The following is a 24949-nucleotide window of genomic DNA, read 5'->3' as shown; positions in this document are numbered from 1 at the left end:
TCCTTCGTCTGAGAAAAACCCATTAATCAATATTTAATAGATACTTCTTAAAATCCCAAACTCCTAAATCATTGCCATTGTTTTGCATGATTTTGAGTTCAATCTCCTTCATGCATCCAAAACGGGCAACCAGTCCGACCTACCGGAGCGTGAAAAGTGAATCTTCTCAAAAACATCAAAATCTCGATCAAGGTGTACGGCGGCTTCGCTATCGTTATCGCCTTCCTGTTGCTGATCTCATTCACCGGATGGCGCGAAATCAGCAAAGCGAACGATATTTTCACTCGGTACAGGTCTATTGCCCTTCAGAGCAACCAGGCCGGTCGTGTCCAGGCAAACCTGCTGGAAGCCCGTCTTGCGGTGAAAAACTTCATTATCAATGGCAGCCCGGAGAATATCGAAACGGTCAACACGCGCATCGGGAAAACGCTCGCTTTAAAAGACGAATTCGCAAAAATTGCCGATAGCGGTGCAATGAAAGAAACAATCAAGCATTCCGGTGAAAGCCTTGAGCAATACTCCACGTCTTTCCAAGAGGTGACCGGTCTGCAGGCGCTGCGAAATGAACTCGTTATCGGGACGCTGGACGTTGTCGGGCCGCAGATCGAAAAGAAACTTACCGCCATCATGAAGAGCGCCGATGAAGATGACGACGCCCATGCAGCCTTCCTGGCAGGTATGGTTCAGCGTAACCTGTTGCTGATGCGACTCTACGCGACAAAATTCCTGGTCACGAACGACGAAGCGACCTTTGACCGGGTGCTAAAAGAATCAGCAGAGATGCGGCGACACCACAATGAAATGCTGGCTGAGCTCCAGAACCCGACCCGCCGGAAGCTCGCCGAGGAAGTGGCCGATCTTCAGACCACCTATGATAAAGCCTTCGCGCAGGTCAACCAGACGATTAATGCGCGCAACGATATCATTCTCGGAACGCTGGACCAGATCGGACCGCAAGTCGCTTCGGATATGGAAGCGCTCAAGCTCGCTATCAAAGCCGAGCAGGACACTGTCGGCCCCAAAGCAAGCGCCGACATGAAGGCCGCGATCACCACGACTTTCGTCGTTTCACTGATCAGTGTTGTCATAGGCCTCCTAGCGGCATGGCTTATCGGCAACGGTATCTCGCGCCCAATCCAGCGGATAACGTCGTCCATGAAAGCTCTCTCGGAAGGCGATAAAACCATCGAAATTCCGGGACAGGACCATCGGGACGAGGTCGGCGACATGGCTGCCGCAGTTCAGATCTTCAAAGAAAACATGATCAAGAACGACGAATTGGCCGAACGCGAGTTACAGGCGGCCGAAGGCCGAGAAAAACGTGGCCGTCTGATCGAGAAACTGACCCAAGATTTCGATGCCGGTGTTTCCGAACTGTTGGGCGCCCTGGGCGAGTCGGCGACGGAGATGAAAACGACTGCGGGATCAATGACAAGTATCGCGGACCAGACGAATGAACGTTCCACGGCAGTCGCAGCCGCTGCACAGCAGGCATCCGCAAACGTACAGACAGTCGCTACAGCGGCTGAGGAATTGTCATCTTCGATCAGTGAAATCGGGCGTCAAGTCGCCCATTCGTCCGATACCTCTAAACGGGCGGTGGACCAGGTCAATACGACCAATGATCAGGTCAAGGGTCTGGCAAAGACAGCACAACAGATCGGAGACGTCATCAATCTGATCTCCGACATCGCCGAACAAACCAATCTTCTGGCCCTGAATGCAACCATCGAGGCGGCACGGGCCGGTGAAGCGGGCAAAGGGTTTGCCGTGGTCGCGAGCGAAGTGAAGAACCTGGCGACCCAGACAGCCAAGGCAACAGAGGAGATTTCCCAGCAAATCGGGGGGGTTCAATCCGAAACGGATGCTGCCGCAACCGCTATGGAAGCTATCGGCGCCACCATCAACGAGCTGAACGAAGTTGCGACGGCTATTGCCGAAGCTGTCGACGAACAGGGTGCTGCAACTGCCGAAATTGCCCGTAACGTTGAAGAAGCATCTGCGGGCACGCAGGACGTTACAGTCAACATCACCGAGGTCACGAGGGCCGCCGGCGAAACCGGCAGTGCTGCGGCCCAGGTGACCGGTGTGGTCGGTGAGCTGAACGCACAGGCGGATCAGCTTCGCGATCAGGTCCAGAAATTCCTGTCGGCTGTCAAGGCCGCGTAAAGAAGCGATTCTGGCGGTGGATCGGAAATCCGGTCCACCGTCCCGACTATCGTTGCTCCACGCCTTTCGCCGCCCTACGCATCCATCAGCGCCTTCTCGCCGGCAAGACTCACGTCACAGCAAAAAGGGCGATCTCGACGGCTGACGGCAGACGCGTCCCGGTACCGACAAACAGAGTGCGGTTAACCCAGTCATATCGCGGATCGCCTGTCTCCAGACTGGCTGTAGTACGCATGTAATAGTCTTCCGAGTCGACAGGATCACCAGCCGCCAGACGTTCCATGACCTCAGGCGAGCCATGCCGAAAGCCCCGGTTCACAACTTCGATCAGCCCCCCATCAGGTGTCTCGAAGGCATAACGCGCGTCCAGAAAAGCACAGCCATCGTCATAAACTGTCTGCCAGTCAGCCCCAATGCCAAGGATGACACCATTCAGCTCCGGTCCTTCAACCCGGCCACCGACAATCGGGATGATACGCCTCTTGCCGGCCCGCCCCCTGCCGAGCTCGCGGATGGAGCTCAGATCAACCGTCAGCATGCAAACCGGTCGAAGGGCGGGCGCGGCACGCATCTCACGAGAGTCCGAGCAAGCGCGCTGCATTTCCCTTCATGATGTCTGGGCGGATCTCGTCCTTGATCGAGATCTTCTCGAAGTCGGCAAGCCAGCGTTCCGGTGTAATCATCGGCCAGTCACTGCCGAACAGGACCTTTTTCCGCAGGATCGAATTGCAATAGCGGACCAGGATTTCGGGGAAGTATTTCGGGCTCCAGCCGGAGAGGTCGATATAGACGTTCGGCTTGTGCTGGGCGACAGCCAGCGCCTCTTCCTGCCAGGGGAAGGACGGGTGCGCCAGGATGATCTTCAAGTCCGGGAAATCCACGGCGACATCGTCCATATACATCGGGTTGGAATATTTCAGCCGCATGCCGTTACCGCCGGGCATGCCCGAGCCGACGCCGGTCTGCCCTGTATGAAAAAGTGCGATGCCGCCTGCTTCCTCAATCGCTTCATATAGCGGATAAGCGACCCGGTCGTTCGGATAGAAACCCTGCATGGTCGGATGGAACTTGAAGCCCTTGATGTCGAAATCACGGATCAGGCGGCGCGCCTCGCGCACCCCCATCTTGCCCTTCCACGGATCTATGGAAGCGAAGGGAATGAGCACGTCGTCATTCTCCGCTGCGAGTTCCGCGACTTCCTCGTTCTTGTAGCGCCTGTATCCGGTTTCCCGCTCTGCATCGACCGGGAAGATCACCGCTGCGATATTCTGCTCGCGATAATGCTGTGCGGTCTCGGTTACGGTTGGCGGATGCTTCCAGGGCGCCCGGAAATACTGCGCCATCGTCGCCTGCAAATCGTCATAGCCGTCATCCGTGTGGCAGCCGCACGGCTCTTCGGCGTGAGTGTGGATGTCGATCGCCCGGAGCTTGGAGATATCAACCATGTTCCTGTTCCTTCAGAGTGTCGTCACGGCCGCATCGCCGTCGGAATAAAGCCGCTCAAGAAGCGCAGACCGGCGCTGCAGCACGCGGCGGAAATTGAGATTGCCCTTGGCGGTCATCTCCGCCTCCGGCATCGACGCCGGCTCGGACAGCACGATGGCCCGGCTGACACGCGTCGAGCTGCCGGAAAACTCGCGATCCCGTTCAGCAAGCCGGCGGTGGATATCGCCGAGCAATAGTCTGTCGGTCAGCGCGCCATCCGCCTCATCCAGAGCATATCCCTCCCGCTCAAGCTCGGCGAGATTGGGAAAGATCATCATCCCGATCTCGTCCCGGTCGGCGCCGGTTACCACAAGGTCTGCGGCGAGCGGCGCGAGGCAGGACAAGAGATCGAGCCGGAGTTGGGCAGCCCGCACCCATGTCCCGGTCAGCAGCTTGAAATCTTCCGAGATCCGGCCATCGAAACGCAGACCCCGGTTGAAATCCTCGGGGTCCACGAAGGTCATCGCATCCCCGGTGATCAGGAATCCTTCCTCGTCGAACGCCTCCCGGGTCTTTTCCGGTGCCTCGAAATAGCCGGGCATGATGTTCGGCCCCTTGACCCTGACCTCGCAGCGCATATCCGGATCCGGGACGAGCTTTACCGTAACCCCGTTCAGCGGCACGCCGACGACGCCCGAGCGTTCCGTCGGCTCCATCTGCATCAGCGCGGCTGGCGCGGTCTCAGTCAGTCCCCAGGACGAGGTGATCAGCGGGATCTCTCCCTTGACCTCGAACGCCATGCGCTCCAGCCCCTCCCAGACCTCCTGCGGCAGGGACGCCCCCGCATAGAAGATCAGGTCAAGCCCCTCGAAGAAGCGCTGGCGTAGAGCCTTGTCCCCGGACAGGGCCGAGACCAGCATGGAAAAGCCGACCGGCACGTTGAAAGAAAGGGTTCCGGGCATCAGGGAGAGATTCTCGACCGTGCGCTCGAACAGCCCCTTCACCGGCTTGCCGTCATCGATATAAAGGCTGCCGCCATTGGCCAGCATCATGTTGAAGTTGTGCGAGCCGCCGAAGACATGGTTCCACGGCAGCCAGTCTGTGATCCGTGGCGGCCGCTCGCGCAAAAACGGCAGGGCGTCGGCGATCTGGGTCTGGTTCGCACACATCATCCGGTGGGTGGTAAGCACCCCTTTCGGCTCCGAGGTCGAGCCCGACGTCATCAGGATCTTGCCGACCGTATCCGGCGTGACCGCTGCAAAAGCGGCATCGACCTCCGCCCCGGCCCGCGCCTTCAGCAGATCGTCAAATGCCGTAACATCGCTCCGTCCTCCGGTCCGGCTTGCAACGATCTCGATGCCGTCGAACATATCCAGCGCCAAGGCCTCGCCATATTGGCCCGCATCGACGGTGTAAGCCATGCGCGGACGCACCAGCTCGACCACATGGCGGAGCCGGTTATGGGCACCATGAATCAGGGAATACTGCTCGGCCACGGGAACGATCGGCGCGCCGATATATTGCGCGGCCAGGGCGAGGAGGCCGTGATCCACTCCGGCGCCTGACAGCACGATGATCGGTGTTCCCGTTCCCATGCCCCGCGCCAGCAGCGCCGCTGCCAGAGCCCTGACTTTTTCCAGAACATCTGCAAAACGCTCTTCCCGCCAGCCAGCACCGCTCCGTTCAGCAATGAAAACGCGATCCGGTGCTTCGGTAGCCCAGTGATGCAGCCAGTCTCCTGTCCGCTCGACGACCGGGCCAAGCGGATAGGCCGAGCGCATGACGATGCTGCCGTCGGGGCGATCCTCCCGCTTGGTGCGATGAGGCCGGAAATTGGAGGTGCGTTTCATTTTAAACCGCCTCCGTCCCCGCCTTGCCGGATGATTGTCATTGCTTCGGCAACCGTCGCCCGCGTTTCCAGCGGAAGGCCGCTGAACATCCGTTCCTCGTGCCGTTCGACCTCTGCCATCGCCTTTTCGCAAAGCCGTCTGCCTGCCAGGGTGACGTTAAGTGCATAGGTCCGCCGGTCCGTCGGCACCCGCTCGCGGACAATCAGCTCCCGGCCTTCCAGCTCGTCGACCAGCACAACGAGGTTCGGCCGTTCTATATCCATCACGGCGGCGAGCTGGGACTGGTTGAGCCCGGGATTATCCATGATCAGCACCAGTGCCGTGTAGGAGGTCATCCGAAGATCGAACGGGCGCAATGTCTCGGCGAGATCCGCCTGGATCACACTGAAAGCTCGTTTCATCCGGTAGCCGAGGAAACGTTGCAGCAATGTGTCGGACACCCCCGCTTCAGAGAGCGGCTCCGGTCCGGGTGCCCGCTCGGACGCCGTCATGCCGCGCCTCCGAATTTCGGCGCCCTTTTCTCCAGAAACGCAGCCAGCCCTTCAATCGCGTCCGGGCTGGTCTGGGTCAGCGCCGCGCAAAGGCTTTCGGTGAAGAGGCCGTCCGTCTTGGACATATCCTCGATCCGGCTGAGAGCCTGGATCATGATGTAGTTCGAGAGCGGCGCGTTCGAGGCGATCTTGGCGGCGAGATCCAGCGCCTGCTCCAGCGCCTCTCCTTCCCCCACCGCATAATGGGTCAAGCCGAGCGCCAGCCCCTCCGCCGCCGAATAGCGCCGGCCAGTCAGCATCATCTCGATCATCCGGTCAGCGCCGAGAATGCGGCCCACACGGACGCTGGCGCCGCCGCCGACAAAGATACCGCGCCGTCCTTCGGGAAGCTGAAAGATGGTCGACGGCTCCGCCAGCCGCACATGAGTGGCTGTGGCAAGTTCAAGACCGCCACCGATGACTGCACCAGTCATGGCCGAAACCACAGGCAGGCCACCGAACTGGATACGATCCATCACCGCATGCCAGCTCCGGGAATGCCGCATCGTGCCTTCCGCATCCCGCGCCACATGCTCGCTGAGATCAAGGCCGGAGCAGAAATGCCCGCCGGTGCCCGTCAGCACCACCGCCTTGACCTCTGGCGGCGGCGCGACGAAGAAGGCGTCAATCGCCTGCAGCAGCGCATCGCACATCGCATTTCGCTTGTCCGGTCGGTTCATGGTCAGCACGGCGATCTCGCTGCGCACCTCAATTGTCAGAACAGGATCACTCATGACGACACCTCAGCGCTTCGGCAGCCGGACCGCGCCATCGAGGCGGATGGCCGTGCCGTTCAAATAGGGATTGGTGATGATCTGCCCGGCGAGCAGTGCATATTCCTCAGGCTCCCCAAGCCGGGCCGGGAACGGAATGTTTTCGGCGATTTTTTGCGCCACCTCTTCCGGCAATCCCTGCATCATCGGGGTCTGAAAAAGACCCGGCGCGATGGCGACGACCCGGACACCGAACTGGGCTAACTCCCGCGCCGCCGGCAGGCAGAGCGAGGCAATCGCCCCTTTCGACGCGGCGTAAGCCGCCTGTCCGAGCTGGCCGTCCTCGAAAGCCACCGAGGAGGTGTTCACGATCACGCCGCGCTCGCCGCCTTCGAGCGGAGGGAGTTCTGCAATGTGCCGGGCTGCGTGGCTCATCACATTATAGGTGCCGAACAGGTTGACCCGCAGCGTGCGCTCGAACACGTCGATGGAAAGCTTGCCCTCGCGGCCGACAATCCGCGCGGCCGTGCCGATCCCGGCGCAGTTCACGACAATGCGCGGCGCGGCGCCAAGTTCTTCGGCAATGCTGTCGATCGCGGCGCCGACCGCGTCCGCGTCGCTGACATCGACCTGCCGGAACAGGCCGCCGATTTCGCCTGCAACCTCTTCGCCCCGAACGGCATCAAAGTCGAGGATCGCGATCTTCGCCCCCTGCGCGGCCAGATAACGCGCCGTCGCGGCGCCGAGGCCGCTTCCGCCTCCAGTCACGAGTGCTGCATTACCGTCGATCAGCATGATTTCAATTCCTGTTGCATGTTCATGCGCTTTGCTTTCGCCCGCTCAGTAAAGAAGGAACAACGTGATCGACGGGAACAGCACCAGAAGCATCACTCGGACAATGTCGGAAGTGACAAACCAGAGCACCGCCTTGTAGGTTTCGCTGATCGGCGTTTCCCGATCTATCACATTGATAATAAAAAGATTCATCCCTACAGGTGGGGTGATCAGTCCGACCTCGACCACGATCAGCACCAGAATGCCAAACCAGATCGCCATATGTTCCGGGCTCATGCCGAAATCGAGCTGGCTGACCACCGGAAAGAAGATCGGTATGGTCAGCAAAATCATCGAGAGGCTGTCCATCAGGCAGCCAAATACGAGGTAAAACAGCAGGATCAGTGTCAGCACGGTCCAGGCGCTGAAGCCCTGCCCGACAACCCAGGCCGAGAGTTCCTGCGGCACCTGGCTGAGCGCCAGAAATCCGTTATAGAGCGCGGCGCCGAGGATTATGAAAAAGATCATCGCGGTATTCTGGGCCGTGGCGATGATACTTTCCTTGAGGAAACTCCAACTCAGAGCCTTGCGCGCCAGCGCGATGGCACCCGTGCCCGCCGCACCGACCGCCGCGCCCTCCGTCGGCGTGAACCAGCCGAGATAGATGCCGCCAACAACCAGCCCGAAGACCAGCAGCACCGGCCAGACATTGACCAACGCGCTGAAACGTTCCGTATAGGGGACAGGCTCTCGCGTACCCGCCGCGTCCGGGTGGCGCCGGACATAGAGCGAGATCGTGATCATGTAGCCCGCAGCTGCCAGCAATCCGGGGATGAAGGCGGCAGCGAACAGCTTGGCGATATTCTGCTCTGTCAGGATGGCGTAGATCACCAGGATCACGGAAGGCGGGATCAGGATGCCGAGCGTGCCGCCTGCCGCCAGGGTCGCAGTCGAGAAACCACCGGAATAGCCATACCGCTTCAGCTCAGGCAAGGCGACCTTGCTCATGGTGGCCGCCGTCGCCAGTGACGAGCCGCAAATCGCACCGAACCCGGCACAGGCTCCGACCGCTGCCATGGCAACCCCGCCCCGGCGATGGCCCAGCCAGCTCTCCGCCGCCTTGAACAGAGCCGTAGACATACCGGATGCGGTCGCGAACTGCCCCATCAGCAGAAACATCGGGATAATGGTCAGCGAGTAGCTGGAAAAGGTCGAGTAGGTTTCCGACTTCAGCTTGGCCATGAACATGGCGCTGCCACCTGTCGAAAAATATAGCCCGCCAATGCCGCACAGAAACATCGCGAGACCAATCGGCGCGCGCAGGAAAATCAGGACCAGCAGGACTGGAAAGGACCAGAAACCGAGTTCGAGGGGGCTCACTGTCTGATGCTCCGCTCAAGGGTCGCGATATCACGGCCGGCCAGCAGCCCGGCGACTCTGGCCCCGGCCGCATAAAGCGCAATCAGGCCGGCGACGACAGAGGCGACGAAACTCGCGCCATAGGACCACCAGACTGGAAATTGCAGAAGGAAAGTGGTCTCACCGTTGCGGAATTTGCTCTGAAAACCCTCGAACAACCGCCAGGCAACCAACAGGACAACCAGCGTCAGGATAACTTCCCAGAGAACGACCAGCACGCGGTTCGCTCCGCCCGGAAGCTGGTCGGTGAAAATGTCGACCTTGGCATGTCCGGATTTGAGCTGGCAGATTGGCAGGAAAGCAAAAATCGCGAAGGCAATTCCGGCCTCAACGATCTCGAAATCGCCGGTGACAGCGCCAACACCACTCGCCAGTAGCGCTTCCGCGAGGCCAGGCGCCAGATCGGTAAGCAAAGCACTATGACCGAACGTGTTGAGGCCCCGGCCCAGCACGCTGACGCAGGTGATCGCGATCAGCGCCAACAGCACGCCGCCACCGAGCAATGCCATGAAGCGTGCCAGCCGTGTCGCGAGGACAGCCATGGTTTGAACTCCGGAAAGGAAAACAAGAACAGCTTGCCCCGGGCCGTCTGAGACGGCCCAGGGCAATGCGGCTATTGCGCCGTATGTTTCTTGATCAGGGCGGCGGCTTTGGCCTTGAGGCCAGTACCATCAAGCCCCTTGCCGTCCATCTCCTTGATCCAGCTTTCAGTCACTGGTTGGGCGGCCTTGCGCCAAGCATCGACCTGCGCGGGTGTCAATGTGATGATGTTGTTACCCATGTCGATGGCCACCTGCCGGGCCGGGCCGTCATCCCGTTGCATCTGGGCTCCGGCAAAGGCCGAGAATTCGAGACCTGAATTTTTGTCGATCACGGCCTTCAGATCGTCCGGAAGACCGTCATACCGATCCTTGTTCATCGCGAAAATGAAGGTTGTGGTGTAGAGCGTCGCATCGCCGAAATCGGTATGGTTATGCACCAGTTCCGGAACGCGCAGCGCACCGGTTACCTCCCAAGGAATCACGGTCGCGTCGATCACGCCCTTGGAAAGCGCTTCCGGCACGGCGGGCACAGGCATCCCGACCGGGGTTGCACCAAGCGCGCCGAACAGCATGTTGGTGACGCGGGTCGGCGCCCGCAGCTTGACCCCGTTCAGATCGCTGATCGCACTGATAGGCGCTTTAGAGTGGATCAAACCGGGACCATGAACCCACAGGCCCAGCACCTTGAAGGCGCTGAAGTCGCTGTCCATCATGGTTTCCTCGGCAAGCTCCCAATAAGCGCGCGAGACCGCTTCCGCGTTGGTCATGGTAAAGGGCAGCTCGAACACCTCGGTCTTCGGAAAACGACCGGGCGTGTAGCCGGAAACAGTCCAGATAATGTCAGCGATGCCATCGATGGCCTGGTCAATCAGTTCCGGCGGCTTGCCGCCGAGCTGCATGGCCGGGAAGCGCTGGATTTCGATCCGCCCATTGGACTCAGCCTCGATCTTGTCGGCCCAGACATACAGGACGTTTTTCGGAACATTGGCCTGCGCCGGCAGGAATTGGTGCATACGCAAGGTGACTTCCGCCGCAGCGGAAACACCTATGCTGAAGACGAGCACGGCGAGCGCCGCGGCCGCCCTTGCAAGGCTCACGTGAATAAAGGTCATGGTTTCCTCCCCTGATGACCGATGTCGGCGGAGGCTTTTTCGCCTCTCTTCCGATTAGTTATGTAACATAACCATTGTTGATCTGTAACTGTTTCTATGTACAGCGCCTACCGAACGATTGGGTTTGAGCGAACAAGATCTATCCGGAGTATGCTGATTTATAAATTCCGCGGAAGGGCGCTCGGCGCAGCATACTGTCCGGCCGCAAAGGCAAAGTGAGTAACAGCCCCAAATTGATGACCGGCGAGAGTCAAGCCGGCGCAAGCGAAACTCTGGATACCGTCGGACCACAGGAGGCGGCACGCGCTGGCGAGACCGACAAGGGATTTGCTGTGCTTGCATCAGAAGTGAAAAACCTCTCGACCCAGACCATGAAGGCTACTGCTGAATATCAAGGCCGACCAGCTCCGCGCCTAGGTGCAGAGATTTCTTTCTGGGGTCAAGGCCGCGTAACGCGAGAACAGAAACGGACACGAGAGTGCATCGTGTTTCTGCAGACATGAACAATAGGAGGCGCCTTATGAAGGTGCCTCCTGTTTTAGATGGTGTGTCCGGATACTAACGTTTGAACTTCTTGATTTCGCCCGGCTTCATACGCTCAATACAGGACGTCATATCGTTCTCGACGACGCCCCGTAGCAAAGACCGCAGCGCCGCAAACTCTCTGTATTCAGCAGGTAGGTCACTCCGTCGCCGGCGGTACCGTCGCACGAGATGACTGTGAGCGTCCTCAAAAGCCATTGATTAGGAGCGGCTGTGCCTACTTCGCCTTCAATCGGAAGCGCTGTATTTTCCCGGTTTCCGTCTTCGGCAAAGCGTTCGTGAACACGATGGAACGCGGATATTTGTAGGGAGCGATTGTCGCCTTGACGTGCGCTTTCAGCAACTCGGCCTCAGCGTCGGACGGCTCTCCGCCGTCAGCGAGAACGACATGAGCCTCGACGATCTGCCCCCGTCCGTCATCCGGGGCGCCGACCACCGCACATTCGGCGACATGTGAATGGGCAAGCAAGGCGGCCTCAACCTCCGGACCGGCAATGTTGTAGCCGGCTGATACGATCATGTCGTCATTGCGGGCGGCAAAATGAAAATAGCCGTCCTCATCCTGGATGAACGTATCGCCAGTGATGTTCCAACCGTTGCTGACATAGTTCGCCTGCCTGTCATCCGCCAGATACCGGCAGCCTGTTGGCCCTTTGACGGCAAGGCGGCCCGGCGTGCCGCGCGGGGCTTCGTTCATCTTCTCATCCACCACCATCGCCTCATAGCCGTTCACAGGCCGCCCGGTGCATGCGGCGCGGGCATCTCCAAACCTGTTGGATATGAAAATATGCAGCAGCTCTGTCGCGCCGATCCCGTCCAGCATCGGCTTGCCAGTCTTCTCCATCCATTCGTCGAAAACCGGTGCAGGCAGGGTTTCGCCGGCGGAAACGGCGCAGCGGAGCGAGGAAAGGTCTGCCCCCTCTTCCATAGCACGGAGCATGACGCGGTAGGCGGTTGGCGCCGTGAAACAGATGGTCGCCTTATGTGTCTCGATGATCTCGATCATGTTGGGCGGCGCAGCGTTTTCCAACAATGTCGCAGTCGCGCCGAAACGGAGCGGAAAAATCGCAAGACCGCCAAGGCCGAACGTAAAGGCGAGTGGTGGCGAGCCGACGAAAACATCCTCGGATGTCACCGCCAGAACCTCGCGGGCGTAACCGTCGGCGATCATCAGCAAGTCACGATGGAAATGCATCGTCGCTTTCGGCGACCCGGTGGTACCGGATGTAAAGCCGAGCAATGCAACATCATCCCGGCCGGTCCGAACGGCCTCGAACCGCACCGGCTTACCAAGCGCTGCTCGGTCAAGCTCCGCATCGTGGTTGGCAGTCCCATCAAAGCCGATGACCGCCTTGAGGAATTTGCTTTGCTTGCCGCAAGCAACGAGCTCATCCATCAACCGTGTGTCGCAGAGCGCGAGAGAGATTTCCGCCTTGTCGACGATCGCCGACAATTCGCCCGCGCGCAGCATCGGCATGGTATTGACCACCACCGCGCCCGCCTTGGTGGCAGCAAGCCAGCAGGCGACGAGCGCCGGATTGTTCGCGGACCGGATCAACACCCTGTTCCCCGGCTTCACGTCGTAATCCTCGACCAACGCATGCGCCAGCCGGTTGGTCCAGTCGGTAAGTTCCTTGTAGGTACGCAAGCGACCGTTACCGATCAGGGCGACATTATCGCCGAATCCCTTGGCCACCATGTCGTCAGTCAAAGCCGTGCCAACATTCAGGAACTCTGGATAGGGAAACCCCTCAAGTAGATAGTCCGGCTGCATCGCCTGCGGCGGCAGATTATCCCGGGTGAAACTATCAACGTGTCCGCTCGGTCCCAGCATCGCCTTAACCCCCCAAAGCCTGGCGCGCGATGACTATTTTCTGTACGTCGGTCGCCCCCTCATAGATGCGGAGCGCTCTGATCTCCCGATAGAGACTCTCCACGATACAGCCTTTGCGCACCCCGTCCCCGCCATGCAGCTGCACCGCCTGATCGATAATCTGCTGTGCGGTCTCAGTGGCATGGAGCTTGGCCATCGATGCTTCCCTGGTGACCCGAGACGCGCCCATATCCTTGGTCCAGGCTGCGCGGTAGATCAGCAAAGCGGACGCATCGACGCCGAGCGCCATATCGGCCAGGTGGCCCTGAACCATTTGCAACTCGGAAAGCGGGGCACCAAACAGCTCGCGCTCCCTTGCCCGTTTCAGGCTTTCATCAAACGCCCGGCGGGCAAATCCGAGAGCAGCGGCGCCAACAGTGGCGCGGAAGATGTCGAGTACTGACATGGCTATGCGGAAGCCTGCTCCCGGCGCACCAATAAGGGCGTCGGCAGGCAGCCGCATCTCGGTAAATTTCAGCCGCGCGAGAGGATGCGGGGCAATGACTTCGAGCCGCTCGGCGATTTCCAGGCCCTGCGTATCCGCGGGCACAAGAAAGGCCGATAGGCCCTTTGCACCTTCGCCCTCACCTGTGCGGGCAAAGACAGTGTAGAGATCAGCGATACCGCCGTTGGATATCCAGGTCTTCTCGCCGTTCAGGATGAAACAGTCACCATCCCGGCGGGCGTGCGTGGTAATGTTGGCGACGTCGGAGCCGGAAGCCGGCTCGGTCAAGGCGAAAGCAGAGATCGCAGTTCCTGCCCGGGTCCGCGTCAACCATTCCCGTTGCTCCGGCGTGCCGAAGAGCGAGACGGCGCCCATCCCGAGCCCCTGCATGGCAAAAGCAAAATCGGCCAGACCGTCGTGCCTGGCCAGCGTCTCACGGATCAGGCAAAGAGAACGAACGTCCAGCTTCTCGCCGTCATCCGCCCCGCTAAGCGCGAGGATTCCGCCATCGCCGAGAGCGCGAACCAGCGCACGGCACGCCTCATCGACATCACTATGATCGACCGGCAGGAACTCCCCGCACCAATCCTCCAGCACGCCGGCCAATTCCCGATGTCGGTCCTCGAAAAACGGCCAGGAAAGGAAACTCGTATCCGCCATCAGTTGCCCTCGAATACTGGTTTTTCCTTAGCCACAAAGGCCCGGAAAGCGCGCTCAAAATCCCGGGTCTGCATGCAGATCGCCTGAGCCTGTGCTTCGGATTCGATAGCCTGCTCCAGAGACATGCTCCATTCCTGGCTCAGCTGGGTCTTGGTGATGCCATGCGCAAAGACCGGACCGGCAACGAGACGCTGAGCAAAGGTCTGGGCTTCCGCCTCCAGGGCCTCCGCGCTGTGAAGACTGTTGAAATATCCCCAGGCAAGTCCTTCCTCTCCGCTCATGGAGCGGCCGGTATAAAGCAACTCGGCCGCCCGGCCCTGGCCAATGATGCGGGGGAGGATGGCGCAAGCCCCCATATCGCATCCGGCCAGCCCGACCCGGGTGAAGAGGAACGCTGTTTTAGCCTCGGGCGTACCGAGGCGGATGTCTGCGGCCATGGAGATAATGGCGCCCGCGCCAACGGAAATTCCGTCAACTGCTGCGATGATCGGCTTGCCGCACCCGATCATCGCCTTGACCAGATCTCCGGTCATGCGGGTAAAAGCGAGCAGCCCCTTCATATCCATCCCGACGAGCGGGCCTATAATGTCGTGCACATCGCCACCGGAGCAGAAATTGCCGCCATTCGACGCGAAGACAACAGCATCGACATCGTCGGCATAGGGCAACGCGCGGAATGTATCCCGGAGTTCGGCATAACTGTCGAAGGTCAGGGGGTTCTTCCGGTCCGGCCGGTCTAGGCGGACGGTGGCCACCCCGTCTTCGACCTGCCAGAGAAAATGTTTCGGCGTCAAAGCAGCCATCTCGGTCATGAACCGTCTCCCTGATTTCGGATGTCTTTCAGCCGCCCGGAAACCAACGCCGCATCTTCCGGCGTGATCGACGCAAGAAGCCCGTTGACCCACCCCTCATGGGCAGCAGCCATTTCCGCGAACTCCTGCCGGCCAACAGCCGTTAACCGGACAAGGGTCGCCCGCTTGTCGTGCGCGACAGCAGCCCGCTCGACCAACCCATCCTGGACCAAACGCTCGACGATGCCTGTTACGTTGCCATTGGACACCATAAGTTGCTGGGAAAGCTCGCTCATCTGAAGTCCTTCCTGACAACGATCAAGTGACGCGAGCACATCAAACCGAGGCAGTGTATGGCCGTAAGCGAGGCGCATTTCCTCACGCAGCGCATTCTCGACGAAGCGCGTCGTGCGCAGAAGGCAAAGCCAGAGCCGGAGCCTTTCCTTGCGAGCGCCCCCCGCTTCGGCCTCGCTCATATCTCGCCTCCGTCAATGGCAATGGCCTGACCGTTGATACTCTCCGAGCCGGGAGCGCAAAGCCACAGAGCAGCCGCGCTCACTTCACCCGGAGCGATCAACCTGCGCTGGGGATTGTTTTCAACCAAACGAGCCTTCGCTTCTTCCGCGCTCATACCCGTCTTTTCAGAGATGTTGGCAATGCTACGCTCGGTCATCTCGGTGTCGAGAAACCCCGGGCAAAGAGCATTCGCTGTAACACCGGTCCGCGCGGTCTCTTGCGCAGTTGCCCGGATCAAACCAACTGCCCCGTGCTTTGCTGCGGTGTAAGCCGCAACGTACGGATATCCCTTCAGGCCCGCAGTTGAAGCGACGGTGATCAGCCGGCCCCATTCACGCCCTTTCATCTGCGCGAGACCAGCCCGCAGAGTCAGGAAAACGCCGGTGAGATTGACCGCAATCTGGCGGTTCCAGTCATCAAGACTTGTCTTTACAAGAGGAGCACTCTCCGCCATGCCAGCGTTGGCGATAACGATATCGACAGGACCGGCAGCCTTGAACAAGGCATTTACAGCCTCTTCGTCGGTCACATCTGCAGCATAAGGAGAAATCGCACGATGGCGCGAGACCACCCTGTCGAGCGCCTCGGCACGGCGGCCGGTTATGATGACACGCGCGCTCGCTTCAGCGAACTGCCACGCCATATCAGCGCCAACACCACTCCCGCCACCGGTTATCAGAACCGTTTTGCCCGCGACACTCATACCCTCACCGCCGCGACATCGGCGCGCTCCGCCAAGCGGTTCAATTGATCCCGCCCGGGCTGATAGGGGGCAGGCCATACTGCTCCCTTGTCTCCGAGCGCCGCCGCCGCATGCAAAGTCCAGTAGGGATCAGCAAGATGCGGACGGGCCAGGCAAACCAGATCCGCCCGGCCTGCGAGCAGGATCGAGTTCACATGGTCAGGCTCATAGATATTGCCGACGGCCATGGTTGCCACGCCAGCCTCGTTTCGGATCTGATCTGCAAAGGGTGTCTGGAACATCCTCCCGTAAACCGGTTGTGCTTCCAGAGAGGTCTGACCGGCAGACACATCAACGATATCAACACCAGCGGCACCGAACATCTGCGCAATTTCGACAGCCTCTTCCGGCGTGACCCCGTCATCGCCCGCCCAGTCATTGGCGGAGATACGAACAGACATCGGTTTCTCCTCCGGCCAGGCGGCGCGCATGGCACGGAACACTTCAAGCGGGTAGCGCATCCGGTTTTCCAGACTGCCGCCATAATTGTCCGTCCGCCGGTTCGAGAGAGGCGAGATGAAGGAGGAGATCAGGTACCCATGAGCAGCATGAAGCTCGACCATGTCAAAACCGGCTAGCGCCGCCATTTCGGTCGCGGCGACGAAGGCATCTCGCACATCATCCATGTCCGCCCGATCCATCTCTCTCGGCACTGCGTTTCGCGCCGACCAGGGGATTGAAGAGGCGGAAAGCAGAGGCCAGTTGCCGTCCAGCAGCGGAGCGTCCATTTCCTGCCACCCCAATTGAGTGGAGCCCTTGCGTCCTGAATGACCGATCTGAGCGCAGATCTTCGCGTCTGTCTCCGCATGCACGAATTCAGTCAGCCGGCGCCACGCCGCCTCATGCTCCGGCGCATAGAAACCGGGGCAACCCAGCGTGATCCGGCCGTCGGCGGAGACACAGGTCATCTCTATGAAGACCAACCCCGCGCCGCCCTTCGCCCGTTCGGCGTAATGGGCGAAATGCCAGTCAGTCGGACACCCGTCGACGGCCTTGTACTGGGCCATCGGCGAGACAACCACACGGTTCGCGAGAGCCATATCGCGCAACTTGAACGGCGCAAACATCGGCACCCGGTGATCGGTTGAAGCGCCAGTCTGGGCCTGGAACCAGGTCTCCGCCGACTTGAGCCAGGCCGGATCGCGCACCCGGAGGTTTTCGTGGCTGATGCGCTGGGACCGGGTCAGAAGCGCGTAATTGAACTGCACCGGATCGAGATGGAGGTAGCGCTCGACCTGCTCGAACCATTCCGTGGAATTGCGCGCCGCCGACTGCAGCCTCAACACCTCGACGCGGCGCTCTTCCTGGTACCGTGTGAAAGCGGCGTCCAGGGTTGGCTCTTCGTGCAGAACGTTAGCTAATGCAATCGCGCTCTCAATGGCGAGCTTGGTACCTGAGCCAATGGAAAAATGCGCCGTAGCCGATGCATCGCCCAGCAGGACAACATTCTCGTGATGCCATTTTTTGCAAAGCACGCGGGGAAAATTCAACCAGGCGGAACCGCGGAGGTGCCGGGCGTTCGACATCAAAGAATGGCCGCCAAGATGATCCCGGAAGATCTCCTCGCAAACCGCGATGCTCTCGTCCTGGGTCATATCTCCGAAGCCGTAGGCGTCCCAGGTTGCTTCGGAACATTCGACGATGAAGGTCGCGGTGTCTCCGTCGAATTGATAGGCGTGCGCCCAGACCCAGCCTTTTCCCGTCTCTTCGAAGATGAATGTAAAAGCGTCATCGAACTTCTGGTGCGTACCGAGCCAGACGAACTTGCAGGCGCGCGTTTCAATTTCCGGCTCGAAACTCTCCGAGAACTCGGTTCTCGTCCTGGAGTTCAGCCCGTCGGCCGCAACCACAAGGTCATAGTCATCCATATAATCGGTAGCGGATTGGCTTTCGGCCTCAAACTGCAACTCGATGCCGAGATCCCGGGCGCGCTTCTGCAACAGAAGCAACAGCTTCATCCGTCCGATGCCGCAAAAACCATGGCCAGTGGAGACAGTACGAACGTCCCGATAATAAACGGCAACATCGTCCCAATAGGCGAATTCTGCCCGGATTGCCTCAGCGCTGACTGGGTCGTTCGCCTTCAGATTATCCAGTGTCTCATCTGAAAGCACCACGCCCCAGCCGAATGTATCGTCCGCGCGATTACGCTCGAACACCACGATTTCGTGGGACGGATCCTGCAATTTCATACTGATGGCGAAATACAGACCAGCAGGCCCACCGCCGAGACATGCAATCTTCATGGGGTGTGGCTCCATCAAAAGTCGCAAAACGTATTAAGAGGATTTCACTGAAAAGAATATCCTTCAAGCTTTAAATTTCAAATTTAAAATTCTTCTGGAGCAATCTGAACCAAGTTCGTATGATGCCGACATGAGAAGCAGTCACAGCGCGGACTGAATGAGCCTTGGTCGTCCTGCTCGATAGAGCGGAGAGACGAAGGAAGCAGCGTGTATGCAGAGGAAACCCGATGACCACGATCACCGTACAGCCAGAAGGCTGGGCCAAGCCCAAAGGATATGCCAATGGAATTCTCGCCAGCGGGAAAGTCCTGTTCATTGGCGGGCAGATTGGCTGGAACGGAGCACAGGTCTTCGAAACCAACGACTTCATCGGACAGATGGAACAGGCCCTGCGCAATATCCTTGCAGTGCTCGAAGCCGCCGGCGGCAGTCCAGAGCATCTGACCCGCCTGACCTGGTATGTGACCGATAAAAAGGAATATCTGGACAACCAGAAAGCCGTTGGCGAGGCCTACCGGCGAGTACTGGGCTACCATTTCCCGGCAATGACCATGGTTGTTGTCGCAGACTTGATCGAGGATGCGGCGAAGATCGAGATCGAGGCCACTGCCGTCTTGCCGGAATAGCAATCTGCTCTGGCTGTTGAGGCTTGCTCCTTATGGCAACCGAAATGCGCTCATGAAAAAGAGGCACCTTTTCAGGTGCCTCTTCTCTTTACCAAATGATGCGGCGTTACAGATGCCGCCTATTCTTTGAACTTCTTGATTTCGCCCGATTTCAGACGCGCTGCGTAAGACGTCATTTCGTTCTTCACGACGCCCATCAGGAAGTAGAGGCCGATGATGTTGACGACCGCCATGGCGAAGATCGCCGCGTCGGAGAAGTCGATCACCGGGCCGAGATTTGCGGCCGCGCCGATCACCACGAACACGCAGAAGATCAGCTTGAACACGAGCTCCGCCGTCTTCCCTTCGCCGAACAGATAGGTCCAGCTTTTCAGTCCGTAATAGGACCAGGAAATCATGGTCGAAAACGCGAACAGGATGACCGCGATTGCCAGAACATACGGGAACCAGCTCACAGCAGAGCCGAAGGCGGCGGACGTAAGGGCAACGCCCGTATTTCCGTCGACTGTGGCGATATGCGAGCCATTGAGCACGTAGTTGCCCGTGGCCGGATCAGAGATAAGCTGACCGGAGATCGTGATCACCAAGGCCGTCATCGTGCAGATCACCACCGTATCGATGAACGGCTCGAGCAGAGACACGAAGCCTTCCGTAATCGGCTCTTTCGTGCGCACCGCGGAGTGCGCGATGGCTGCTGAGCCGACGCCGGCTTCGTTAGAGAAGGCGGCACGCTTGAAGCCCTGGATCAGAGCACCGACAAAGCCGCCGGCAATCCCGAGACCGGTGAAGGCTCCCTCGAAGATCTGGCCGAATGCCCAACCGATATGATCGTAATTCACGATCAGGATGACGATCGCGGCCAAGACGTAGAGAATGCCCATGAACGGCACGACTTTCTCGGTCACACGGGCGATCGACTTCAGGCCACCGACGATCACGGCGAAGACAACCGCCGCGAAGATCAGCCCCGTAATCCAGCCCGGATAGTCACCGACAATGCCGGATATCTGGGCGTGAGCCTGATTGGCTTGGAACATGTTCCCGCCGCCCAAGGCGCCGAGGACACAGAAGATCGCAAACAGGACCGCCAGAATTTTGCCTCCGGGGATCCCCTTCTCGGCAAAACCTTTGGAGATATAATACATCGGACCACCGGAGACGGTGCCGTCCGCATATTCGTTCCGGTATTTCACGCCGAGCGTACATTCGGTGAACTTGGAAGCCATCCCCATCAGGCCGGCAAGGATCATCCAGAATGTCGCGCCCGGACCGCCGATTCCAACGGCAACCGCCACACCGGCGATATTCCCGAGACCGACTGTTCCGGACAGTGCGGTCGCCAGAGCCTGAAAGTGGCTGACTTCGCCCGCATCGTTCGGATCAGCATAATCGCCCTTAACCAACTCTATCGAGTGCCTGAAGAAGCGGAACTGAACGAAGCCGAAATACAGCGTGAAGACCGTCGCCGCGATCACCAGCCACATAACAATCCAGGGAAAGCTGGTCCCCGGAATGGGTGCAAAAATAAGACTGACAAACGGACCCGTGACTGTCGCAAAGATCGCATTGACCTTCGCATCCAGGCTCTCGGCTTCCTGTGCGAGCGCCGGGGTGCTGGTCACCCCCATGAGCAATGCGAAGATCGCCCCCAGATTAAATTTTTTCATTATCGCCCCCTCCTAAGCAACGACCGTGACAGGCACGTCGGCATGCATGACGAGATTCGCGGTGACGCTGCCAAAAATACGGCTTGCAATCGCGCCTTCCGAAGTTCGACCGACAATGATCTGGTCTGCTTTCTCGTCGCTCGCGATGGCATTCAGCGTATCCGCTACATTGCCATGCCGGACCATTCCCTGAGCGTTCATGCCCGCCTTTTTCAAGGCTTCAAGCGCCGGGGTAATGACCCTTTCCATCGCCAGAGAAATCTCTTCCTCTCGCCGTTTGTGGCGCTCGGCGTTTTCCTCAGGTGTCTGAAAGGAAAAAGGCGACCATTCAATCACATAGACAATCAGAAGCTCGCAGCTTCCCATGGTGGCAGCTAAGTTCTGCCCGAATGTCAAAGCCCGTTCACCGGAACCATGACCATCAAGCCCAATAATCAGCTTCATTTTAGTCCCCCTATTATTTCCCCAATGGAATGATACCCCACCGGTTGTTTATACCCCAGACTAAAACAAGCTTTAAGAGGGGTCCATCTTCAATCCGATGGCCAGCGTCGGATAAGAAATCGCTGGAACGCGAAGAGTCCTGGTGGTTTTTTGGCAGCCGCTGTTGACCCTGCCCGCACAAGCTGCTGAAAACGCGCAATACCTCCCTGTAAATTTGGAGCCGTTCGATGCCTCATTTTTTCGCGCACCGTCCACGCTCCCTTGCGCTTTTCCGGAAGGAAGCAAACGCGCGGCATCACTTCCTCTGGGAAACTATCAACGCGGTGGTTTATCTTTTAGGCGGCGCAATATTTGTTTTCGGCAGCATCTTTTTCTTTCCGACGCTTTCGGCATGGCAGGATGTCGGCGCCGCCGCATTTGTGCTTGGTTCAGTACTCTATCTGATCGTGACCGCGCATGATTTCGCAGAAGTCATGCGCCATTGCCGCGCTGATCGGAAAGACTCCTCCTTGCGCCGGAAGTTCGATCTCTCGGCCGCCACCGCCTACTTAACCGGCACGGTGCTTTTCACAGTCGGGAGCGCCTTTTTTCTGTCGGCGATTGACTGGACCGAAGCCGGTGCCTGGTGTTTCATCATTGGATCGGGCCTGTTTCTTTTCGGCTCGACCATCAATATTTTGCAAATTGTTTTCACTGGAAACATCATCACTCTGCAACTCATGAACCTGACTGCGGTCAATTTCGTTGTCGGCTCAGTTCTGTTCTGCGTGGCGTCAGTACCGTATCTCTGGTCCCTGCAAACTTCTGCGGACCGCCATCTCCTCGACACGTTTCTCGCATGGCTTTTCGTGGTTGGTAGCGCACTTTTTGTTGTGGGTGGTTTCTTCAACTATTGGCGCGCCTGGCTGCTGGCACGCCGTGCCATCTTGAGCGAAGCCATGGTTGCGGCCAGGAACAGCTGAGCGCCGGCGGATATCCGCCGACGCCCAATTGCTCGAGACGAACTCTCAGCTAGGGGAGTTAAATTCCGACCATATTCTCCGGCCGGACCCATTCGTCATACTGTTCGGCGGTCAGATGCCCGAGCGCAGTTGCCGCCTCCTTGAGGCTTGTTCCCTCATTGAAGGCCTTCTTCGCGATCTGGGCCGCATTGTCGTAGCCGATATGCGGATTGAGGGCCGTCACCAGCATCAAGGATTGTTCCATTAATTGCTGGATGCGCTCCTTGTTGGCCTCGATCCCGGAGACGCAATTGGTCGAGAAACTGCGTGCCCCGTCAGCCAGCAACGCCACCGACTGCAACAGATTGAAGATCATCACCGGCTTGAAGACATTCAGCTCGAAGTGCCCCGTAGCACCGGCGACGGTGATAGTGGTGTGATTCCCCAAGATCTGGGCACAGACCTGCGTCAGGGATTCGGACTGCGTCGGGTTGACCTTGCCGGGCATGATCGACGAGCCCGGCTCGTTCGCCGGCAGTTGCAGCTCACCGAGCCCGCTGCGGGGGCCGCTGCCCAGCATGCGGATATCGTTCGCGATCTTCATGCAGCTCGCGGCCAGGACATTGAGAACACCTGACATCTCGACGATGGCATCATGCGCGGCCAGCGCCTCGAACTTGTTCACGGCACTGGTAAATGGCAGGCCGGTCAGTTCCTTCACATGTTCCACGAATTTGTCAGCGAAGCCCGGTGCTGCATTAAGCCCCGTGCCGACCGCCGTACCGCCCTGGGCAAGCTCCATAAGACGTGGCAGCGCATCGCGCACCCGTTCGATCCCGAGTTCGATCTGCCGGGCATAGCCGGAAAACTCCTGCCCCAGCGTCACCGGCGTCGCATCCTGAAGATGAGTCCGGCCGATCTTTACAATGCTTGAGAATTCTTCCGCCTTCGCCTGTAGGGCGGAGTGAAATTCCTGCAGCGCCGGCAGCAGAGCCCTGTCGATCTCAAGCACACCGGCAATCGACATTGCAGTCGGGAAACTGTCGTTCGAGCTTTGCCCCAGATTGACGTGATCGTTCGGATGCACCGGTTGCTTGCTGCCGACAACGCCGCCCATCAACTCGATAGCGCGGTTCGAAATCACTTCATTGAGGTTCATGTTCGTCTGGGTGCCGGAACCGGTCTGCCAGACCACCAGCGGGAAGTGATCATCGAGCGTGCCCCCGATCACCTCGTCGGCGGCCGTCACCATGGCCTTGCCGCGTTCCGCATCAAGTTTGCCAAGATCCATATTGGCCAGCGCGGCTGCTTTTTTCTGGATCGCGAATGCGCGGATCAGCGCGACGGGCATGCGTTCCCCGCCGATTTTGAAGTTCTGAAGGGACCTTTGGGTCTGGGCGCCCCAGTAACGGTCCGCCGGAACGGACATCTCGCCCATCGTGTCGGTTTCTATACGTATATCGGTCATGAAAGACTCTCCGAATGCACCCTGTGGGTTCGGTAAATTTTCCGACCAGCCTCGCTCCCTGGGCCATGCGCCGCGTCAAACTCTCGCGTCCAATAGACCCAGATCCTGTCCGCCTTGAGCAGCGGATCGTCTTCCCCTCAAATGCCCCCAATGGCGCAGATGTGCAAGTATGCCGCGCTCAAGGAGCATCTCATTCCAGGCTATCCGAATCTTCCCGCCACACTCTCACCAGGGTATGGCAGCGCCTTGCCAATCGAAGAACCCGCCTGTGTCGTCCGCCTTGAGACGATCAAGAACCGTCAGCAAATCGGCGGCTGCAACGTCCGGGCTGTGCAGGTCGAGACCCTGCTTTGCAAAGGGCGCAGACAATTGAGTATCGACCGTTCCCGGATGCAACGCGACACAGATGGCTTCGGGAGCCCGGCGTGCCAGCTCTACGGAGGCCGTCCGGACAAACTGGTTGAGTGCCGCTTTCGAGGCACGATAGCCATACCAGCCACCGAGGCGGTTATCGCCGATTGATCCGACGCGCGCGGACAATGTCGCGAACACGGTCTTTCCGCTGCGGGGAAGCCTCGGCAGAACGTGTTTCATTATGAGAGCCGGTCCGATTGCGTTCATGGCAAAAGCAGTCGCAAGCCTCTGCGCATCGAGCTCACGCCAGGTTTTCTCCGGCCCCTCGCCGCCCTGATGAAGAAAACCGGTCGCATCGATTACCAGGCGGATCTCGCCTTCCGCCGCAGCCGCCTTTGCCGCACGTTCCAGGCTCGCCTCATCGGCAAGATCTATGGCAACAGGACTGCTGCGGCTGAAACCGAGAATAGTCTTGAAACGGTCCGTCTCGTTTAAGCGCGAGACCAGAGCCGCGCCAATGCCGCCGGATGCTCCGATCACCACGGCCACCCCGCCGGGCGCAAAGGATTCAAATGCGGGCATTATGGTGCTAGTCCTTCCGGATCAGGTGCCGGGCGCGCTCAACGCCCTGCGCGAGCCGGGGACGTAACGGCAGGAACGCACGGTAGCCACATTCAAGCAACGCCGTCAGCCCCGGTAGCGCTGCAATTCTCGCCACCCATCGCCATCCAGGCAATTGTCGCCAAACCTCTACGAAGGCAGCCGCGCCTGAGAGTATTTGTCCTTCACTCCCGATAATGTGGAAACGCTTCATTGCCGTTTCCCTGTCGAGGGTCGGGGGCAATCCGGTATGGTCAACGGACACATCCACAAGGCACAGCGCTCCTGCCGCATCTTGGCGGCGGTACATCTGAATTTCAGACCGGCAGAGAGGACAGGAGCCGTCAAAAAAGACGACTGTTCTGCTTTCCTGATCTGTCAATTTCCGCCTCGCTTGATGGTTTGACCCTTATGCCGCAACGAGTCTTACGATGCTGCTTCAGCGGCGGATCTTTTTTGGCCTGCCAGTCCAAGCCATCAATGGGATGAGATAGGACCG

General features: G+C 59.1%; 23 protein-coding genes and 1 pseudogene. 4 read left to right on the top strand and 20 right to left on the bottom strand.

The features are described from left to right. The first annotated feature begins 156 nt into the window (after window positions 1-156). Entirely contained in the window at window positions 157-2169 is a 2013-nt protein-coding gene (locus ABJ076_RS10715; RefSeq protein WP_348189976.1) for a methyl-accepting chemotaxis protein, read from the top strand. Window positions 2170-2278: 109 nt separating this feature from the next. Here ABJ076_RS10715 and ABJ076_RS10710 read toward each other — a convergent pair whose 3' ends face one another. From ABJ076_RS10710 to ABJ076_RS10670, 9 genes are all read right to left on the bottom strand, one after another. Next, the gene (locus tag ABJ076_RS10710; protein ID WP_348189974.1) at window positions 2279-2740 is read right to left on the bottom strand and encodes a DUF3237 domain-containing protein; all 462 of its coding nucleotides are present in this window, start codon (window positions 2738-2740) and stop codon (window positions 2279-2281) included. Window position 2741: 1 nt separating this feature from the next. Continuing rightward, entirely contained in the window at window positions 2742-3614 is an 873-nt protein-coding gene (locus tag ABJ076_RS10705; protein WP_348189972.1) for an amidohydrolase family protein, read from the bottom strand. Window positions 3615-3626: 12 nt separating this feature from the next. After that, window positions 3627-5444: a feruloyl-CoA synthase gene (locus ABJ076_RS10700; RefSeq protein WP_348189970.1), complete on the bottom strand. Its 1818-nt coding sequence runs from the start codon at window positions 5442-5444 to the stop codon at window positions 3627-3629. After that, complete coding sequence (locus tag ABJ076_RS10695) at window positions 5441-5935, bottom strand: MarR family transcriptional regulator (protein ID WP_348189968.1); 495 nt, start codon at window positions 5933-5935, stop codon at window positions 5441-5443. The genes ABJ076_RS10700 and ABJ076_RS10695 overlap by 4 nt, the downstream gene beginning before the upstream one ends. Next, window positions 5932-6708 carry a crotonase/enoyl-CoA hydratase family protein gene (locus tag ABJ076_RS10690; RefSeq protein ID WP_348189966.1) on the bottom strand — a complete coding sequence of 259 codons (777 nt, stop codon included), beginning with the start codon at window positions 6706-6708 and terminating at the stop codon, window positions 5932-5934. The genes ABJ076_RS10695 and ABJ076_RS10690 overlap by 4 nt, the downstream gene beginning before the upstream one ends. Window positions 6709-6717: 9 nt before the next feature. Beyond that, on the bottom strand, window positions 6718-7482 hold the full coding sequence (locus tag ABJ076_RS10685) for an SDR family NAD(P)-dependent oxidoreductase (protein ID WP_348189964.1): 765 nt from the start codon (window positions 7480-7482) through the stop codon (window positions 6718-6720). A 45-nt stretch (window positions 7483-7527) separates the two neighbouring features. After that, complete coding sequence (locus ABJ076_RS10680) at window positions 7528-8841, bottom strand: TRAP transporter large permease (protein ID WP_348189962.1); 1314 nt, start codon at window positions 8839-8841, stop codon at window positions 7528-7530. Further along, the gene (locus ABJ076_RS10675; RefSeq protein WP_348189960.1) at window positions 8838-9422 is read right to left on the bottom strand and encodes a TRAP transporter small permease; all 585 of its coding nucleotides are present in this window, start codon (window positions 9420-9422) and stop codon (window positions 8838-8840) included. The genes ABJ076_RS10680 and ABJ076_RS10675 overlap by 4 nt, the downstream gene beginning before the upstream one ends. A gap of 71 nt (window positions 9423-9493) precedes the next feature. After that, the gene (locus ABJ076_RS10670; protein ID WP_348189958.1) at window positions 9494-10534 is read right to left on the bottom strand and encodes a TRAP transporter substrate-binding protein; all 1041 of its coding nucleotides are present in this window, start codon (window positions 10532-10534) and stop codon (window positions 9494-9496) included. 293 nt (window positions 10535-10827) lie between these two features. Here ABJ076_RS10670 and ABJ076_RS10665 point away from each other — a divergent pair. Then, window positions 10828-10923: pseudogene (locus ABJ076_RS10665) on the top strand (methyl-accepting chemotaxis protein); the annotation flags it as partial. Between the two features lie 371 nt (window positions 10924-11294). On the opposite strand, the gene ABJ076_RS10660 reads toward ABJ076_RS10665, so the two are convergent. From ABJ076_RS10660 to ABJ076_RS10635, 6 genes are read right to left on the bottom strand one after another with little or no spacing between them, the layout of a single operon-like run. Next, entirely contained in the window at window positions 11295-12911 is a 1617-nt protein-coding gene (locus ABJ076_RS10660) for an AMP-binding protein (protein WP_348189956.1), read from the bottom strand. Window positions 12912-12915: 4 nt separating this feature from the next. Next, on the bottom strand, window positions 12916-14055 hold the full coding sequence (locus tag ABJ076_RS10655) for an acyl-CoA dehydrogenase family protein (RefSeq protein ID WP_348189954.1): 1140 nt from the start codon (window positions 14053-14055) through the stop codon (window positions 12916-12918). Next, window positions 14055-14867, bottom strand: a complete 813-nt coding sequence (locus ABJ076_RS10650) for an enoyl-CoA hydratase family protein (protein ID WP_348189952.1) — start codon at window positions 14865-14867, stop codon at window positions 14055-14057. The genes ABJ076_RS10655 and ABJ076_RS10650 overlap by 1 nt, the downstream gene beginning before the upstream one ends. Continuing rightward, window positions 14864-15322: a MarR family transcriptional regulator gene (locus ABJ076_RS10645; protein ID WP_348189950.1), complete on the bottom strand. Its 459-nt coding sequence runs from the start codon at window positions 15320-15322 to the stop codon at window positions 14864-14866. Before ABJ076_RS10645 ends, ABJ076_RS10650 begins: the two co-directional genes overlap by 4 nt. Beyond that, window positions 15319-16065 carry an SDR family NAD(P)-dependent oxidoreductase gene (locus ABJ076_RS10640; protein WP_348189948.1) on the bottom strand — a complete coding sequence of 249 codons (747 nt, stop codon included), beginning with the start codon at window positions 16063-16065 and terminating at the stop codon, window positions 15319-15321. Before ABJ076_RS10640 ends, ABJ076_RS10645 begins: the two co-directional genes overlap by 4 nt. After that, window positions 16062-18350, bottom strand: coding sequence for a bifunctional salicylyl-CoA 5-hydroxylase/oxidoreductase (locus ABJ076_RS10635; protein WP_348189946.1), 2289 nt, complete (start codon window positions 18348-18350; stop codon window positions 16062-16064). Before ABJ076_RS10635 ends, ABJ076_RS10640 begins: the two co-directional genes overlap by 4 nt. A gap of 227 nt (window positions 18351-18577) precedes the next feature. Between ABJ076_RS10635 and ABJ076_RS10630 the strand changes: the two genes are divergently transcribed. Next, window positions 18578-18976 (top strand): RidA family protein, encoded by a 399-nt coding sequence (locus tag ABJ076_RS10630; protein ID WP_348189945.1) that lies wholly within the window; start codon window positions 18578-18580, stop codon window positions 18974-18976. 119 nt (window positions 18977-19095) lie between these two features. Here ABJ076_RS10630 and ABJ076_RS10625 read toward each other — a convergent pair whose 3' ends face one another. Further along, window positions 19096-20643 carry an alanine/glycine:cation symporter family protein gene (locus ABJ076_RS10625; protein WP_348189943.1) on the bottom strand — a complete coding sequence of 516 codons (1548 nt, stop codon included), beginning with the start codon at window positions 20641-20643 and terminating at the stop codon, window positions 19096-19098. A gap of 12 nt (window positions 20644-20655) precedes the next feature. Continuing rightward, on the bottom strand, window positions 20656-21087 hold the full coding sequence (locus tag ABJ076_RS10620) for a universal stress protein (RefSeq protein WP_348189941.1): 432 nt from the start codon (window positions 21085-21087) through the stop codon (window positions 20656-20658). Between the two features lie 227 nt (window positions 21088-21314). Between ABJ076_RS10620 and ABJ076_RS10615 the strand changes: the two genes are divergently transcribed. After that, window positions 21315-22049 carry a YrhK family protein gene (locus ABJ076_RS10615; RefSeq protein WP_348189939.1) on the top strand — a complete coding sequence of 245 codons (735 nt, stop codon included), beginning with the start codon at window positions 21315-21317 and terminating at the stop codon, window positions 22047-22049. A gap of 58 nt (window positions 22050-22107) precedes the next feature. Here ABJ076_RS10615 and fumC read toward each other — a convergent pair whose 3' ends face one another. The 3 genes from fumC to ABJ076_RS10600 all read right to left on the bottom strand — a co-directional run bounded on the left by fumC (window position 22108) and on the right by ABJ076_RS10600 (window position 24832). Then, window positions 22108-23496, bottom strand: coding sequence for a class II fumarate hydratase (fumC, locus tag ABJ076_RS10610; protein ID WP_348189937.1), 1389 nt, complete (start codon window positions 23494-23496; stop codon window positions 22108-22110). A gap of 225 nt (window positions 23497-23721) precedes the next feature. Further along, on the bottom strand, window positions 23722-24432 hold the full coding sequence (locus ABJ076_RS10605; RefSeq protein ID WP_348189935.1) for an SDR family NAD(P)-dependent oxidoreductase: 711 nt from the start codon (window positions 24430-24432) through the stop codon (window positions 23722-23724). 7 nt (window positions 24433-24439) lie between these two features. Further along, window positions 24440-24832, bottom strand: coding sequence for a DUF393 domain-containing protein (locus tag ABJ076_RS10600; protein WP_348189934.1), 393 nt, complete (start codon window positions 24830-24832; stop codon window positions 24440-24442). Window positions 24833-24949 lie beyond the last annotated feature (117 nt).

This window comes from Nisaea sp., assembly GCF_039990255.1.
Classification (GTDB): Bacteria; Pseudomonadota; Alphaproteobacteria; order Thalassobaculales; family Thalassobaculaceae; genus Nisaea.
The sequence above is the reverse complement of the archived record's forward strand: the minus strand, read 5'-3'. Positions and strand labels throughout refer to the sequence as shown.